Origin of the sequence: Streptomyces sp. NBC_00647 (genome assembly GCF_045207245.1) — a bacterium.
In the GTDB taxonomy this organism is placed as follows: domain Bacteria; phylum Actinomycetota; class Actinomycetes; order Streptomycetales; family Streptomycetaceae; genus Streptomyces.
Window position 1 is genome coordinate 3,414,638 of sequence record NZ_CP109040.1, and the last position, 13,627, is coordinate 3,428,264.

General features: G+C 71.7%; 15 protein-coding genes and 1 pseudogene. 10 read left to right on the top strand and 6 right to left on the bottom strand.

Annotation, left to right across the window (positions count from 1 at the left end):
* Positions 1-42 precede the first annotated feature (42 nt).
* Both npdG and OG788_RS15045 read right to left on the bottom strand, forming a co-directional pair.
* Complete coding sequence (npdG, locus tag OG788_RS15040) at positions 43-747, bottom strand: NADPH-dependent F420 reductase (RefSeq protein ID WP_406371285.1); 705 nt, start codon at positions 745-747, stop codon at positions 43-45.
* 68 nt (positions 748-815) lie between these two features.
* The gene (locus tag OG788_RS15045; protein WP_406371286.1) at positions 816-1,979 is read right to left on the bottom strand and encodes an exo-alpha-sialidase; all 1,164 of its coding nucleotides are present in this window, start codon (positions 1,977-1,979) and stop codon (positions 816-818) included.
* A 116-nt stretch (positions 1,980-2,095) separates the two neighbouring features.
* Between OG788_RS15045 and OG788_RS15050 the strand changes: the two genes are divergently transcribed.
* Together OG788_RS15050 and OG788_RS15055 are read left to right on the top strand one after the other, a co-directional pair.
* Positions 2,096-2,698, top strand: coding sequence for a hypothetical protein (locus tag OG788_RS15050; protein ID WP_406371287.1), 603 nt, complete (start codon positions 2,096-2,098; stop codon positions 2,696-2,698).
* 317 nt (positions 2,699-3,015) lie between these two features.
* Positions 3,016-4,332, top strand: coding sequence for an MFS transporter (locus OG788_RS15055; protein WP_406371289.1), 1,317 nt, complete (start codon positions 3,016-3,018; stop codon positions 4,330-4,332).
* Positions 4,333-4,434: 102 nt separating this feature from the next.
* On the opposite strand, the gene OG788_RS15060 is transcribed toward OG788_RS15055, so the two are convergent.
* Positions 4,435-4,671 (bottom strand): hypothetical protein, encoded by a 237-nt coding sequence (locus OG788_RS15060; protein ID WP_351539697.1) that lies wholly within the window; start codon positions 4,669-4,671, stop codon positions 4,435-4,437.
* A gap of 58 nt (positions 4,672-4,729) precedes the next feature.
* Here OG788_RS15060 and map point away from each other — a divergent pair, with 58 nt between their 5' ends.
* Both map and OG788_RS15070 read left to right on the top strand, forming a co-directional pair.
* Positions 4,730-5,587 (top strand): type I methionyl aminopeptidase, encoded by an 858-nt coding sequence (gene map, locus OG788_RS15065; RefSeq protein WP_351539695.1) that lies wholly within the window; start codon positions 4,730-4,732, stop codon positions 5,585-5,587.
* A gap of 223 nt (positions 5,588-5,810) precedes the next feature.
* Entirely contained in the window at positions 5,811-6,488 is a 678-nt protein-coding gene (locus OG788_RS15070; protein WP_406376756.1) for a heme oxygenase (biliverdin-producing), read from the top strand.
* Between the two features lie 233 nt (positions 6,489-6,721).
* Here the strand turns inward: OG788_RS15070 and OG788_RS15075 are convergent, their stop codons facing one another.
* The 3 genes from OG788_RS15075 to OG788_RS15085 all read right to left on the bottom strand — a co-directional run bounded on the left by OG788_RS15075 (position 6,722) and on the right by OG788_RS15085 (position 7,976).
* Positions 6,722-7,366: a PhzF family phenazine biosynthesis protein gene (locus OG788_RS15075; RefSeq protein WP_406371291.1), complete on the bottom strand. Its 645-nt coding sequence runs from the start codon at positions 7,364-7,366 to the stop codon at positions 6,722-6,724.
* 122 nt (positions 7,367-7,488) lie between these two features.
* Positions 7,489-7,614 (bottom strand): LPXTG cell wall anchor domain-containing protein, encoded by a 126-nt coding sequence (locus OG788_RS15080; RefSeq protein ID WP_406371293.1) that lies wholly within the window; start codon positions 7,612-7,614, stop codon positions 7,489-7,491.
* A gap of 125 nt (positions 7,615-7,739) precedes the next feature.
* Complete coding sequence (locus OG788_RS15085; RefSeq protein ID WP_406371295.1) at positions 7,740-7,976, bottom strand: HtaA domain-containing protein; 237 nt, start codon at positions 7,974-7,976, stop codon at positions 7,740-7,742.
* Positions 7,977-8,004: 28 nt separating this feature from the next.
* Between OG788_RS15085 and OG788_RS15090 the strand changes: the two are divergent.
* The 6 genes and pseudogenes from OG788_RS15090 to OG788_RS15115 all read left to right on the top strand — a co-directional run.
* Positions 8,005-8,172, top strand: a pseudogene (locus OG788_RS15090) (iron chelate uptake ABC transporter family permease subunit); the annotation flags it as partial.
* Between the two features lie 32 nt (positions 8,173-8,204).
* Positions 8,205-9,053, top strand: coding sequence for a heme ABC transporter ATP-binding protein (locus OG788_RS15095; protein WP_406376757.1), 849 nt, complete (start codon positions 8,205-8,207; stop codon positions 9,051-9,053).
* 190 nt (positions 9,054-9,243) lie between these two features.
* Positions 9,244-10,392 carry an iron uptake system protein EfeO gene (efeO, locus tag OG788_RS15100; protein ID WP_351539680.1) on the top strand — a complete coding sequence of 383 codons (1,149 nt, stop codon included), beginning with the start codon at positions 9,244-9,246 and terminating at the stop codon, positions 10,390-10,392.
* Between the two features lie 10 nt (positions 10,393-10,402).
* The gene (gene efeB / locus OG788_RS15105) at positions 10,403-11,758 is read left to right on the top strand and encodes an iron uptake transporter deferrochelatase/peroxidase subunit (RefSeq protein WP_406371297.1); all 1,356 of its coding nucleotides are present in this window, start codon (positions 10,403-10,405) and stop codon (positions 11,756-11,758) included.
* Between the two features lie 2 nt (positions 11,759-11,760).
* Positions 11,761-12,636: an iron uptake transporter permease EfeU gene (gene efeU / locus OG788_RS15110; RefSeq protein ID WP_356754650.1), complete on the top strand. Its 876-nt coding sequence runs from the start codon at positions 11,761-11,763 to the stop codon at positions 12,634-12,636.
* Positions 12,593-13,606 (top strand): hypothetical protein, encoded by a 1,014-nt coding sequence (locus tag OG788_RS15115; protein ID WP_406371299.1) that lies wholly within the window; start codon positions 12,593-12,595, stop codon positions 13,604-13,606. The genes efeU and OG788_RS15115 overlap by 44 nt, the downstream gene beginning before the upstream one ends.
* Positions 13,607-13,627: the final 21 nt, after the last annotated feature.

Below are 13,627 nucleotides of genomic sequence, written 5' to 3' on the forward strand. Positions count from 1 at the left end.
TGTCGGGGGGACACTGCTTTCGACCAGTGTCCCCCACGCGACCTATACGTCCGTCACCCGCAGACCCGCGTGGGCCTTGTAGCGGCGGTTCACCGAGATCAGGTTGGCGACCAGGGCCTCGACCTGGTGGGCGTTGCGCAGGCGGCCGGAGAAGACGCCGCGCATGCCGGGGATGCGGCCCGCGAGGGCCTGGACGATCTCGACGTCCGCCCGCTCCTCGCCGAGGACCATCACATCGGTGTCGATCTCCTCGATCTCCGGGTCCGCGAGCAGCACGGCGGAGAGGTGGTGGAAGGCCGCGGTGACCCGGGAGCCGGGCAACAGGGCGGCGGCCTGTTCGGCGGCGCTGCCCTCCTCCGGCTTCAGCGCGTACGCGCCCTGCTTGTCGAAGCCGAGCGGGTTCACGCAGTCGACGACGAGCTTTCCGGCCAGCTCCTCGCGCAGCGATTCGAGGGTCTTGCCGTGACCTTCCCACGGCACGGCGACGATCACGATGTCGCTGCGGCGCGCGGTCTCCGCGTTGTCGGCTCCCTCCACGCCGTTGCCGAGCTCCTCGGCCGCGCTCTGCGCACGGTCCGCGGCGCGCGAGCCGATGATCACCTTCTGCCCGGCCTTGGCGAGCCGGTAGGCGAGGCCCTTGCCCTGCGGACCGGTGCCACCGAGCACGCCGACGACGAGCCCGGACACGTCGGGCAGGTCCCAGGGGTCCTTCGCGGGGGCCTTCTGTGCACTGTCAGTAGAGGTCATGGGCCGACTTTACGTGCGCGCGCTGCGGCCGTGCGCCTCAGGTGGCCGCGCTCCCCGGGTGACCGCGGTCACCCGAGCCCGGCCACCGGGACGCGCCGGAAGGCGATCGTCTCGTAGGCGCCGAAGTCACCCGTCTCGTAGAGGAGTCCGACGGTCTCGGCGTCGACGCGCACGAGATCGGAGTACGCGGCGGGCAGCCCGTCCACCGTGTGCACTGACCGCCAGGTGGTGCCGCCGTCGGCCGAGGCACGGATCGTCATCACGGCGCGGAACGCCGGATCCGCGGGCCCGGAGTACAGGAGCAGGTCGGGGTCGCGGAGCTGGAGGAGGCTGCCCTGGACGACGGGGGTGACGAGGCCGGCCTGCGGGCGGAACGGCCTGACCAGGGTTCTGCCGCCGTCGCGGGAGTGGGCGTCGGCGCGGTTGCCGGGCGACGGGGAGTCGTTGCGGGCACTGAAGTAGACGCGGCCGTCGGGGAGTTCGGCCGCGGTGGTCTCGTTGACGTTGACGTAGCCGTTGGTGTTCTCGTCCAGGTAGCCGAGGTACCAGGTCGCGCCGCGGTCGTCGCTGAGCAGGCAGTGGCCGCTGTTGTACTTCGCCTCGGTGCCGTTGTCCGTGCCCGTGGGCGGCAGGGTGTGGTTGCCGGGGACCAGCACCCGGCCGGAGCCGAGCTGGACGGCGTGCCCGGGCGTGGTGGCGTACCAGCGCCAACCGGCCTTCTTCACCTGCCCGGTGATCTCCTTCGGGGCCGACCAGGTGAGCCCGTCGTCGTCGCTGTGCTGCACCCATACGCGCCGCCCGTCGGCCGCCTTCACCTTGCCGCGCAGCAGGGCGTCCTCGGACGCGGAGGCCGCGCTGCGGACATGGACGAGCAGGACGCGGCCCGTGTCGAGGACGACGGGCGCGGGGTTGCCGGCGAGGTTGGCGCCGTTCTTGGCGACGGCCTGGAGCGGGCCCCAGGTGCGGCCGCCGTCCGCGGACCGTTTGAGCACGATGTCGATGTCGCCGTGGTCGTGCGCGGAACCGACTCTGCCCTCGCAGAAGGCCAGCAGGGTGCCGGTTCCGGTGGCGACGACCGCGGGGATCCTGAAGCTCGCGTAGCCCTCCCGCCCGGCGCGGAAGGGGACGCTCACCCCGCCACTGGCCGCCGCGTCCGTACGCGTGCCGGTGTTCGTCGCCGTGTCCGTCCCGGGGCCCGTACCGGTGCTGGGCTCGGCGCTCGACTCCGTCATGGCCGGGCTCCCTCCTGTGGTTGCTGGTGGGGTCAGTGGTGTGGACTTCTGCCCAACTTGGGCGAATTCGTGGTGAACTCCCGGTCACGAGTAGCAGGTTGCGGCAGGATGCGGACATGGATGCCGTACGGGTCGCGTTGCTGCGCGAAGTGCTTGCCGGGACCGAATGGCTGGGTGCGACACGGCGGTTCGGGGGAACGCTGCGGGGGTCCGTGGTGTCGTACGGCGGCGGTCTGCTGCTGGTCGGTTCGGAGGAGTACGAGCCCTGGCACCTCGCGGCACATCTCGTGGACGAGGCGGCGTGGTCGGGGACGCCGGAGCTGTCGCCGACGCTGGTGCGGCACGGGGCGCGGGAGTCCGATCCGGCCCACCTGGCGGTGGGGCTCGGCCGGATCGAGGCGGCCCGGCGCGGCGAGACACTGCTCGTGGTGGCGCCGGACGCGCCCGGGGCCCCGCTGCTGGAGCGGGTGCACGACGCCCGCCGGGCCGGTGCGACGGTGCTGGCCCTGTCCCCGGGAGGCGGTGAACTGCCGGCGCTGGCCCACGAGTCGCTCGCCGTGCCACCGGACACCGAGCTCGATCTCGACACCGTGCAGCATCTGGTCAGCGCGGCGGCCGGGGAGAACGCCCTGCCCTCACCCCGGGGGCGACGCCGCTTCCGCGACCGTCTGTCCCGCTTCGCGGACCAGCTGACTGCCCCACCGTCGTACCGGTGGTAGCGGAGGCCGGCTCCGGCCGGTGACGCCCGAGCGATCTTCCGCGGGTCCGGTACCGGGGCGGGCTTCCGCCACGGACAGCCCGCGGCAGGCCCCTGCGCAGGTGCCCCAAGGGGCTCGACCCCGCTGACGGCGGCCGAAGGCTCTCCCCGCCGGTGACGGCCGAGGCGGCCCCTCGCCGGTGGTGACCGAAGGGGATCTTGCCCCGGCGGCGGCCGGGAAGCCGTTCTCGCCATCGGGGGCCGGAGACCTGTCCCGGTCCGCGGCCGGCGCCGTAAAGCAGTTGCCCCGCGTCCTCGGTCCGCCGAGCATGGCCCGTCGTGAGTGATGACGTTCCCACTTCCCCGCTGCGTGCTCTGCTGCCCGATCTCGCGCCCTGGCGGACCTCCGCCGACTTCCGGCGGCTGTGGGTGGCGGGGCTCGTCACCAACTTCGGGAGCTTTCTGACGTTCGTCGCGCTGCCGGTGCAGATGAAGACGCTCACCGGTTCGGCGGCGGCGGTCGGGGCGATCGGCGCCGTGGAACTGATCCCGATGGTGGTCTTCGGGCTGTACGGCGGGGCGCTCGCCGATGCCCTGGACAAGCGGAAGCTGATCATCTGGACGGAGGCCGGGCAGGGCGTGCTGTGCGCCGTCCTGCTCGTCGACGCGACACTGCCGCACCCCGCGGTCTGGCCCCTCTACGCGGTCGCCGCGCTCTCCGCCGCCCTCGGCGCGGTCCAGCGCCCCGCCATGGACGCCCTCACCCCGCGGATCGTGGCCCACGAGCATCTGACGGCCGCGGGCGCGCTCAACTCGCTGCGCTGGACGGTGGGCGGCGTCGCCGGCCCGGCGCTGGCGGGCGTCGTCGTGGCGTACGCCGGACTGGGCTGGGCCTATGCCGTCGACCTGGTCACCTTCGCCGTGTCGGTGGCCATGATCGTGGGGATCGCCGCGTCGCCGGCCTCGCACGAGGCGGCGAGACCGTCGCTGCGGTCCATCGCCGAGGGCGCGCGCTACGCGTGGAGCCGCAAGGAGCTCCTGGGCACCTACGCCATCGACCTCGCGGCGATGTTCTTCGCGATGCCGCTCGCGGTGCTGCCGTTCCTCGCGGACGAGCTGGACGCCGCGTGGTCGCTGGGGCTGATGTACGCGGCGATCCCGGCCGGCTCGCTGCTCGTCAGCCTCACCAGCGGGTGGACCTCGCACGTGCGCCGGCACGGGCGGATGGTGGTGCTCGCGGCGGCGTGCTGGGGGCTCGCGATGGCCGCCGCGGGCGTCGCGCACAACGTCTGGCTGGTGCTGCTCTGCCTCGTCCTCGGCGGCTGCTGCGACATGGTCAGCGGAATCTTCCGCGCCGCCATCTGGAACCGGACGATCCCGGACGAACTGCGCGGACGGCTCGCCGGTATCGAGCTGCTGTCGTACTCCGTCGGACCCCAGCTCGGCCAGGTCCGCTCCGGCGGCATGGCCGCGTGGACGAACGTACGGACCTCGGTCTGGGCCGGCGGCGCGCTCTGTGTCGGGGCGGTGGGGCTGCTCGCGGTCGGCCTTCCGAAGCTGATGTCGTACGACGAGCGCACGAACGAGCACGTGCTGCGGATGCGGTCCGCACGGGCGGAGGACCTCCCGCCCGCGCCCCCGGTGACCGCTTCCTGAGGTGGCGCGTGCGACCGCTCGCCGGACCCGGCGAGCGGCCACGACCGCCGCGGCGTCTCCGCAGCCCTCGGTCCTCGGTCCTCGGCCCCCGGGCCCGGTGTCTCAGTCGTCCTCGGAGCCCGGCGCCTTGCCCGACGCGTCGTGCCACTTCGGGTCCGTCTCCCACTCGAGGTTCCGTTCCCGCGCGAGGTCCATCGCGTGTTCGGCCTCCGCACGGGTGGTGTACGGGCCGAAGCGGTCCTTGGCCGGGCACTCGGGGCCTTCCTCGACCTTCTTGTGCTCCAGGCAGTAGTACCACTCGCCGGGCTTGCCGACCGTCCGCTTCTTGAACAGGGCCATCACCAGCTCCTTTCGCCAGGGACATGTTCCCCCATGCCCGCTGGTTAGACTCGCTGCCATGTCTGGCCAGTCGCTGCTCGTACCAGGGGAGCTCTCTCCCACCCGTCCCGTGCCCGGAAACATCAGGCGTCCCGAGTACGTGGGAAAGCCCGCCCCCACGCCGTACACCGGACCGGAGGTGCAGACGCCCGAGACGATCGAGGCGATGCGGATCGCCGGGCGGATCGCCGCGCAGGCGATGGCCGAGGCCGCGAAGCTCATCGCGCCGGGTGTGACGACGGATGAGCTGGACCGGGTGGCCCACGCCTACATGTGCGACCACGGCGCCTACCCGTCGACCCTCGGCTACCGCGGCTTCCCCAAGTCGCTGTGCACCTCGGTCAACGAGGTCATCTGCCACGGCATCCCCGACTCCACGGTCCTGCGTGACGGCGACATCATCAACCTCGACGTGACGGCGTACATCGGCGGCGTGCACGGCGACAACAACGCGACCTACCTGGTCGGCGCCGTCGACGAGGAGTCGCGGCTGCTCGTCGAGCGGACCCGTGAGTCCCTCGACCGCGCGATCAAGGCCGTCAGGCCGGGCCGTCAGATCAACATCATCGGGCGCGTCATCGAGTCGTACGCGAAGCGGTTCGGATACGGGGTCGTCCGGGACTTCACCGGGCACGGGATCAACTCGTCGTTCCACTCCGGGCTGATCGTCCCGCACTACGACAGCCCGCACGCGACCACCGTCATCCAGCCCGGGATGACCTTCACGATCGAGCCCATGCTCACGCTCGGCACGCACGAGTACGACCTGTGGGACGACGGGTGGACCGTCGTGACGAAGGACCGGAAGCGTACGGCGCAGTTCGAGCACACCCTCGTCGTCACCGAGAGCGGTGCGGAGATCCTCACTCTGCCGTAGCCGTCCGGAGTTCCCGAGCCGTCCGAGCCCGCCCTGTCCACAGGGCGGGCTTTCTCATGTGGAAGCGACCGGGAATCGGGGTACGGTTTTACCGACAGGGTGTCGGGAAGGCTGTTGACTTAGGTAAGCCTAACCATAGAAGATGCGCATGACCTTGCAACAGCTCTCGCCCTTCCTCAGCGGCTCCGGAGGCCCCATGAACGCGTCGGACACGTCGGCCACGATGAGCACACCGGACCCCACGACCACGGCGAGCACCCCGTTCTCGACGCTCATCCGCACCGCCTCGCACGAGCAGCACACCGAGGCGGAGACGTCGACGTTCATGAGCGACCTGCTCGGCGGCCGGCTCGGCGTCGAGGCGTACGCGCGCTACACCGAGCAGCTGTGGTTCGTGTACGAGGCGCTGGAGGCGGACGCCGGGCGGCTGGCCGCCGATCCGGTGGCCGGGCCCTTCCTGCGGCCCGAGCTGCTGCGGCGCACCGCTCTCGAGCGCGACCTGGCCCATCTCCGGGGCCCCGACTGGCGCGAGACGCTCACCGCGCTGCCCGCGACCCGCGCGTACGCGGACCGTGTCGCGCGGTGCGCCCGGGAGTGGCCGGGCGGCTATGTCGCCCACCACTACACCCGGTACCTGGGCGACCTCTCCGGCGGCCAGATCATCCGCGGCAAGGCGGAGCAGACCTGGGGCTTCAGCCGCAAGGGGGACGGAGTCCGCTTCTACGTCTTCGAGGACATCTCCAACCCGGCCGCGTTCAAGCGGAGTTACCGCGAGCTGCTGGACGGGGTCCCGGCCGACGATCTGGAGAAGCAGCGGATCGTGACGGAGTGCAAGCGGGCGTTCGCCCTGAACACCGGGGTGTTCCGGGCCCTCGGTGAGGAGTTCCCGCTGACCGCGTGATCAATCCGCTCCCGGGCCCGGGGTCACCCTTGGCCCGGGATTCCCGGGTCCCGGGTCCCGGCTCCCGGATTGCTCCGGGGAATCAAGTGGCGTTCACGGCCGCGGGCCGGTGGGGGTTGGCCGCGCAGTTCCCCGCGCCCCTGACGGGGCCCGTGGACCGGCCCACGCGGCTCCGATCCCTCCCCGCGCCCCTGACGGGCCCGTAGACCGGCCCTGTACGAACCCGGCGGGTCTCAGCGTTCCAGGTGGACGCGTCCGCCCACTTCGACCCAGTCGTTCGGCTGGGGAGCCGTGAGGATCTGGGAGCCCCTGCCCTGGGTGATGTTGAGGGCCCGGCCCAGTTGCTGGGTCAGCAGCAGCGCCGCCGCTCCGGTGGCCTCGTCCTCCTCGATGCCGTCGTTCCGGCCGGGGAAGGCGCGGGCCCGCACCCGGCCGCCGGCCTCGTCCTCCCAGGCCCAGGCGTAGATCCACTCCCCCGACGGCGGCACCTCCAGCGCGTCGACCTCGGCGGCGGACGCGTACCGCCGGAGCGTCCGCGGCGGCGCCCACTCGGCCCGTGCCTCGATCCAGCTGAACTCGCCGTCCAGCCGGACCCCCACCGCACCGGCGGGCGTGACCAGTTCGGGCACGTCGAGCAGCCAGCCCACCCCGACGCACGGGTGCCCCGCGAACGGCAGCCGCAGCGTCGGGGTGTAGATGTCGATGACCCCGCGCTCGGGGTCATCGACGAACACCGTCTCGCTGAAGCCCAGCTTCGCGGCGAACTCCTGCCGCTCCGCGCGGTCCGGCATCACCGAGCCCTCGCGCACGACACCGAGTTCATTGCCATACCCGCCGCCTGGTCCGCAGAAGACCCGCAGCACGTCGTAGTCAGTCACTCCGGCATTCAAACACCCCCCGGCGTGCACGAACAGCGGTCACCTCATGGAGCCGCCCGCCCCCGGCAGCTCCGTGTTCAGGGGAAGCGGTGTCAGGGACGGGCCGCCGAATCCCCGGCGGACTACTGCGTGCGCCGCCTGCGCATCGCGAACACCACGCCGGCGCCCGCCGCGACGGTCACCGCGGCCGCCGCTCCCAGCGCGCCGGCCGGCATCTGCGAACCGGTGGAGGCGAGCGCACCGCTCACCCCGCCCGTCGTGGACCCGGTCGTCCCCGCGCCGCCGGTGGTGGTGCCCGACGAACCGTCGGACCCGCCCGAACCCGAGCCCGACCCCGACCCGCCGTCCCCCTCCGGCAGCTGCGCGTCCTCGCTCAGCGCGACCGACAGGTCGACCGGGTCGAGGGCGGCGCCTTCGGCGTAGAAGCCGCCGAAGGCCTCGCACCGGCCTTGGTCAGCGTGGCGGTCACATCGTCGAGGGTGATCACGTCGTCCCGCGCCGTCAGGTCGGCCGTGTCCGCGCTCAGGTCGGCGAGGACGACATCCTCGGAGGTGTCGCCGAGGCTGTCGACGTCGGCGGTCAACTCGCCGGAGCCGCCGTCGAGTTCCACCGTGAGCCCGCTGAGGGTGAGGTCGTCGGGCAGCGTGCTCGGCGGCGCCGCCGTGCTGCTCGCGGCCGACCTCGCCGCCCGGACGATCGCGCAGCCCGCCGAACTTCCCCTCGGTGTCCTCACCGCCCTGCTGAGCAGCCCGTTCTTCCTCTGGCTGCTGCGCAGGACCCGCCGCAAGCAAGGAGGTTGGGCGTGAGATCCCCCCGAAGGGACACCGGGCGCGCGCTCTTGAGGTTCCCGCGTACGGCCAGGGGCCCGCGGCTTTCCGGTACGGCGCGGCACGCGCCGCCTCCCCCGTCCGCGCCCGGCGACGTACTCGCCGCGGCCGAGGGTCTCCATGTCCGGCTCGGCGCCCACGAGGTGCTGCGCGGTGTCGACGTCGCCGCCCGCGCCGGTGAGGTGCTCGCGCTGGTCGGGCCCAACGGGGCGGGAAAATCAACCCTCTTGTCCGCGCTGGCGGCCGATCTGCCCGCCACGGAAGGGGTCGTCCGTCTGCACGGGCGCCCGGCGGCGCACTGGACCGCGGCCGAACTCGCCCTGCGCCGGGCCGTCCTCCCCCAGTCGGCGTCGCTGTCCTTCCCGTTCACGGTCGAGGAGGTCGTCCGGATGGGGCGGGCGCCCTGGGCCCGCGCTCCGCGGGACGACGACGCGGCGGTCGCCGCCGCCATGGCGGCCACCGAGGTCACCGCGTTCGCGCCACGCTCGTTCGCCGCGCTCAGCGGCGGGGAGCGCGCGCGGGTCGCGCTCGCCCGGGTGCTCGCGCAGCGCGCCCCGCTGCTGCTGCTCGACGAACCGACCGCCGCCCTCGACCTGCGGCACCAGGAGTTGGTGCTGCGGGTGTGCCGGGAAAGGGCGCACGCCGGGGACGCGGTGGTCGTGGTGTTGCACGACCTCGGGCTCGCCGCGGCGTACGCGCACCGGGTCGCGATTCTGTGCGCCGGTCGTGTCGCGGCCCACGGCCGGCCGGCGGAGGTCTTCACCGACCGGCTTCTGACCGACGTCTACCGGCAGCCGGTCGAGGTGTTGCCGCACCCCAGGACCGGCGCCGCCCTGGTCACCCCGAAACGGGAACCTTGACTCTCCCTTGACCTTTTCATGGGGTCCGGTTTGAGTCACCGTGATCAAGCCGTTCCTGTGCGACATCCGTGAGAGCTGAATCACTGCACGGCTGGGTATCAGTGAGGGAAGCCTCAGATAAGTTAGGCCAGCCTCACCATGCCGAACGGGCCCCACCGTGCGGTTTGTCCGAACTTCTCTTGGAGCCTGAATGCGAGCCGTCCGACTCTCTGTTGTCACCGCTGCCGCCACCGCGGCAGCTCTGGCCGCCGTCACGGGTTGCACCGAGAAGAGTGACGCGAAGAACGGCGACGCGATCCAGGTGACCGCCGCGGACTCGAAGTGCGAGACCTCCGCCAAGACCGTTCCGGCCGGCCAGGTCACGCTGAAGATCGAGAACAAGGGGTCGAAGGCCACCGAGGTCGAGATCGTGTTCCCCGACGACCGGATCGTCTCCGAGAAGGAGAACATCGGCCCCGGCACCAAGTACACGCTGACCGCCGAGGTGAAGGCCGGCTCGTACGAGATCGCCTGCCGCCCGGGCATGAAGGGCCACGGCGTCCGCCAGAAGCTCACCGTCACCGGCGGCAAGGTCGCCAAGCGCGACCCGCGCCTGGACAAGGCCGTCGCCGCCTACCGCGAGTACGCGCAGGAGCAGGCCGACGCCACGCTGCCGAAGGCCGAGGCGTTCGCCAAGGCCGTCAAGGCCGGTGACATCGAGGCAGCGAAGAAGGAGTTCGCCTCCTCGCGTCTGGGCTGGGAGCGCACGGAGCCGGTCGCCGAGTCCTTCGGTGACATCGACCCGAAGGTCGACGTCCGTGAGGACGGCCTGGAGGACGGCCAGGACCCGGCCACGGACTGGACCGGCTGGCACCGCCTGGAGAAGTCCCTGTGGCAGGACAAGAAGATCGGTGACCGTGAGAAGGAGCTCGCCGGTCTGCTGGTCACGGACCTGACCGACTGGCAGAAGCGGGTCGGCAAGGCCGAGATCACCCCGACCTCCATGGCCAACGGCGCCAAGGAACTGCTGGACGAGGTCGCGAGCGGCAAGGTCACCGGCGAGGAGGACCGCTACTCGCACACCGACCTGTCCGACTTCAAGGGCAACGTCGAGGGCGCGCAGAAGGCCTACGAGCTGCTCAAGCCCGTCGCCGCGGAGAACGACGCCGCGCTGACGACGGAGCTGGACAAGCAGTTCGCCGCGCTGAACACGCTGCTCGACAAGTACCGCACGGACAAGACCTCGTACGACTTCGTCTCGTACGACAAGGTCGGCAAGGCCGACCGCAAGGAGCTCATCGACGCGGTCAACGCGCTCGCCGAGCCCCTGTCCAAGCTCGCCGCCGCCGTCGTGAAGTAGGAGCAACGCCATGACGGACTCCCAGGACAGCACGGACAACACGGACAACACCGACGGCACGGACGGCACGGACGGCACGGACGGCACGGACGGCACGGACGGCACGCGACCGGCCACGTCGGCCGGCACCGGCTCCGCGCCGTCCCGGCGTTCGTTGATCGGCTGGGGCGGTGCCGGGCTCGCGCTCGGCGCCGCCGCGGCCGGCGGCGCCGTCGCGATGACCCGTACCGGTAACGACGTCGACCCGGCCGCGGCCGAGACCGGCGCCGCGGTCGCCTTCCACGGCGCCCACCAGGCCGGCATCGCGACAGCGGTGCAGGACCGCCTCCACTTCGCCGCGTTCGACGTGAAGACCGACGACCGGGCCGCGTTCGTCCAGCTCCTCAAGGACTGGACGGCCGCCGCCGCCCGGATGACCGCCGGACACGCCGTCGGCGAGGGTGCCTACGGCGGTCTCGCCGAGGCCCCGCCGGACGACACCGGCGAGGCGCTGGGACTCAAACCCTCCCGGCTGACCCTCACCATCGGCTTCGGCCCCTCCCTGTTCGAGAAGTTCGACCTCGCGGACCGGCGGCCGGAAGCGCTCGTCGACCTGCCGAAGTTCCCCGGCGACAACCTCGACAAGGTCCGCAGCAACGGCGATCTCTGCATCCAGGCGTGCGCGGACGACCCCCAGGTCGCGGTGCACGCGATCCGCAACCTCGCCCGCATCGGCTTCGGCAAGGTCGCCGTCCGCTGGTCGCAGCTCGGCTTCGGCAAGACGTCCTCGACCACTCCGGACGCGCAGACCCCGCGCAACCTGATGGGCTTCAAGGACGGCACCCGCAACATCGCGGGCACCGAGACCGACCGGCTCGAGAAGTTCGTGTGGGTCGGCGAGAAGGACGGCCCCGACTGGATGACCGGCGGCTCCTACCTCGTCGCCCGCCGCATCCGGATGAACATCGAGACCTGGGACCGCACCCCGCTCCAGGAGCAGGAGGACATCTTCGGCCGCGACAAGGGCGAGGGCGCCCCCGTCGGCAAGGCCAAGGAGCGGGACGAGCCGTTCCTGAAGGCGATGAAGCCCGACGCCCACGTCCGGCTCGCGCACCCCCACTCCAACGACGGGGCGACGATCCTGCGCCGCGGCTACTCCTTCACCGACGGCACCGACGGTCTCGGCCGCCTCGAAGCGGGCCTGTTCTTCCTCGCCTACCAGCGCGACGTACGCAAGGGCTTCATCCCCGTGCAGCGCAACCTGTCACGCCTCGACGCGCTCAACGAGTACATCCAGCACGTGGGTTCGGCGGTCTTCGCCGTCCCGCCCGGCGTCCGCGACAAGGACGACTGGTGGGGCAGCACGCTGTTCTCCAAGGAGGCCTGACCGTGTTCTCCAACTACCTGATCGGGCTGCGCGAGGGCCTGGAGGCAAGCCTCGTCGTCTGCATCCTCATCGCCTACCTGGTGAAGACGGAGCGCAGGGACGCCCTGAAGCCGATCTGGATCGGCATCGGCGTCGCGATCGCCGTGGCCCTCGGCTTCGGCTGCGCCCTCGAATTCGGCTCCCAGGAGATGACGTTCCAGGCGCAGGAGGCGCTCGGCGGCTCGCTGTCGGTCCTCGCCGTCGGCCTGGTCACGTGGATGGTCTTCTGGATGCGGCGCACCGCCCGCCACCTGAAGTCCGAACTCCACGGCAGGCTCGACGCGGCTCTGGCCATGGGAACCGGCGCGCTGGTCGCGACCGCGTTCCTCGCCGTCGGCCGCGAAGGCCTGGAGACCGCCCTGTTCGTCTGGGCGTCGGTGCACGCCGCCAGCGACGGCACCCCCCGCCCGCTGATCGGCGTCGCCCTCGGCCTGGCCACCGCCGTCCTGCTCGGCTGGCTCTTCTACCGCGGCGCCCTGAAGATCAACCTCGCCAAGTTCTTCACCTGGACCGGCGGCATGCTCGTCGTCGTCGCCGCCGGCGTCCTCGCCTACGGCGTCCACGACCTCCAGGAAGCCGACTTCGTCCCCGGCCTGACGAACCTCGCCTTCGACATCAGCAACACGATCGACCCCACCAGCTGGTACGGCACCCTGCTGAAGGGCGTCTTCAACTTCCAGCCCGACCCGACCGTCCTTCAGGTCACGGTGTGGGCGCTGTACTTGGTCCCGACGCTCACGATCTTCCTCGCCCCGGTAGGGTTCGCCTCCGGGAAGGGGAAGGTGAAGGCACCTGATGAGCAGGGATCGCACGGGTCACAGCCCACGAAGGCCTCGTAGTCCCATCCGTTTCGCCCTGGCGACAGGGACGGTGACCGTCCTGTCCTTGGCGGCGAACGGCTGCGTGGTGGTGCACGGCGAGCGAAAGGTCGTGCCCGCGGCGACCACCGCCGAAGCCGCCCGCGCGCTCGGGGACTTCACCGCCGCCTACAACGAGGCGGACAGGACGTACGACCGTTCCAAGGACGCGGACCGGGTGTCCGGTCCGCTCGCGGACATCGACGGCGCCAAGCTGAAGGCCGGGCACACGAACAACCCCGGCGGGAATCCGGCGCATTCGCCGCTGAAGTTCAGCGACGCCGAGTACGCGGTACCGGCGAAGGCGGGCTGGCCGCGCTGGTTCGTGGCGAACGCGGCGGCCAACAAGGGTGTGCCGGGCAGCCGTTGGCTGCTCGTCTTCACCCGGGGCAGCGCCGACGAGGTGTGGCAGGCCTCGTATCTGACGGTCCTCGGGGCCGGTGACGTACCGAAGTTCACGAAGGACAAGGACGGCTGGGCGCAGCCGGTCACGGCCGACGACCCGGCGCTCGCGATAGAGCCGGAGAAGCTCGGCCGGACGTACGCGACCTATCTGAAGGCGGGCGGCAGCACCTTCGCCGCGGGCGTCCACACCTCGCAGTGGCGGGCCCAGCGCAAGAAGTTCGCCAGCAAGCCCGGCCTCGCCAGGCAGTACATCGACGAGCCGCTGACCGCGCGCGCCTACGCGCCGGTGGGTCTGCGCACCACGGACGGCGGGGCGCTGGTGTTCTTCGCCACGCAGCGCTTCGAGAAGCAGACCGCCGCGGCGGGTACCGCGATTCCCGCCCCGAGCGCCGACGTCGAGGCCCTGACGACCGGTGAGGTCAAGCAGTCCCTCACCCTGGAGTTCGTCTCCAACCAGGTCGTCCTGGACCCGGCGAAGGGTTCGGGCGACCAGCGCGTGGCGGTCCTCGGACGGATCGAGGGGCTGACGGGGGCCAAGGGCGAGTAGCCCGGCCCGAGCGGTCCGGCA

Excerpts from the sequence above, each read along its gene's own strand:
- OG788_RS15115 (WP_406371299.1), top strand. The coding sequence starts at position 12,593 with ATGAGCAGGGATCGCACGGGTCACAGCCCACGAAGGCCTCGTAGTCCC.
- npdG (WP_406371285.1), bottom strand. The coding sequence starts at position 747 with ATGACCTCTACTGACAGTGCACAGAAGGCCCCCGCGAAGGACCCCTGG.
- OG788_RS15060 (WP_351539697.1), bottom strand. The coding sequence starts at position 4,671 with ATGGCCCTGTTCAAGAAGCGGACGGTCGGCAAGCCCGGCGAGTGGTAC.
- OG788_RS15070 (WP_406376756.1), top strand. The coding sequence starts at position 5,811 with ATGAGCACACCGGACCCCACGACCACGGCGAGCACCCCGTTCTCGACG.
- OG788_RS15045 (WP_406371286.1), bottom strand. The coding sequence starts at position 1,979 with ATGACGGAGTCGAGCGCCGAGCCCAGCACCGGTACGGGCCCCGGGACG.
- efeB (WP_406371297.1), top strand. The coding sequence starts at position 10,403 with ATGACGGACTCCCAGGACAGCACGGACAACACGGACAACACCGACGGC.
- OG788_RS15050 (WP_406371287.1), top strand. The coding sequence starts at position 2,096 with ATGGATGCCGTACGGGTCGCGTTGCTGCGCGAAGTGCTTGCCGGGACC.
- efeO (WP_351539680.1), top strand. The coding sequence starts at position 9,244 with ATGCGAGCCGTCCGACTCTCTGTTGTCACCGCTGCCGCCACCGCGGCA.
- map (WP_351539695.1), top strand. The coding sequence starts at position 4,730 with ATGTCTGGCCAGTCGCTGCTCGTACCAGGGGAGCTCTCTCCCACCCGT.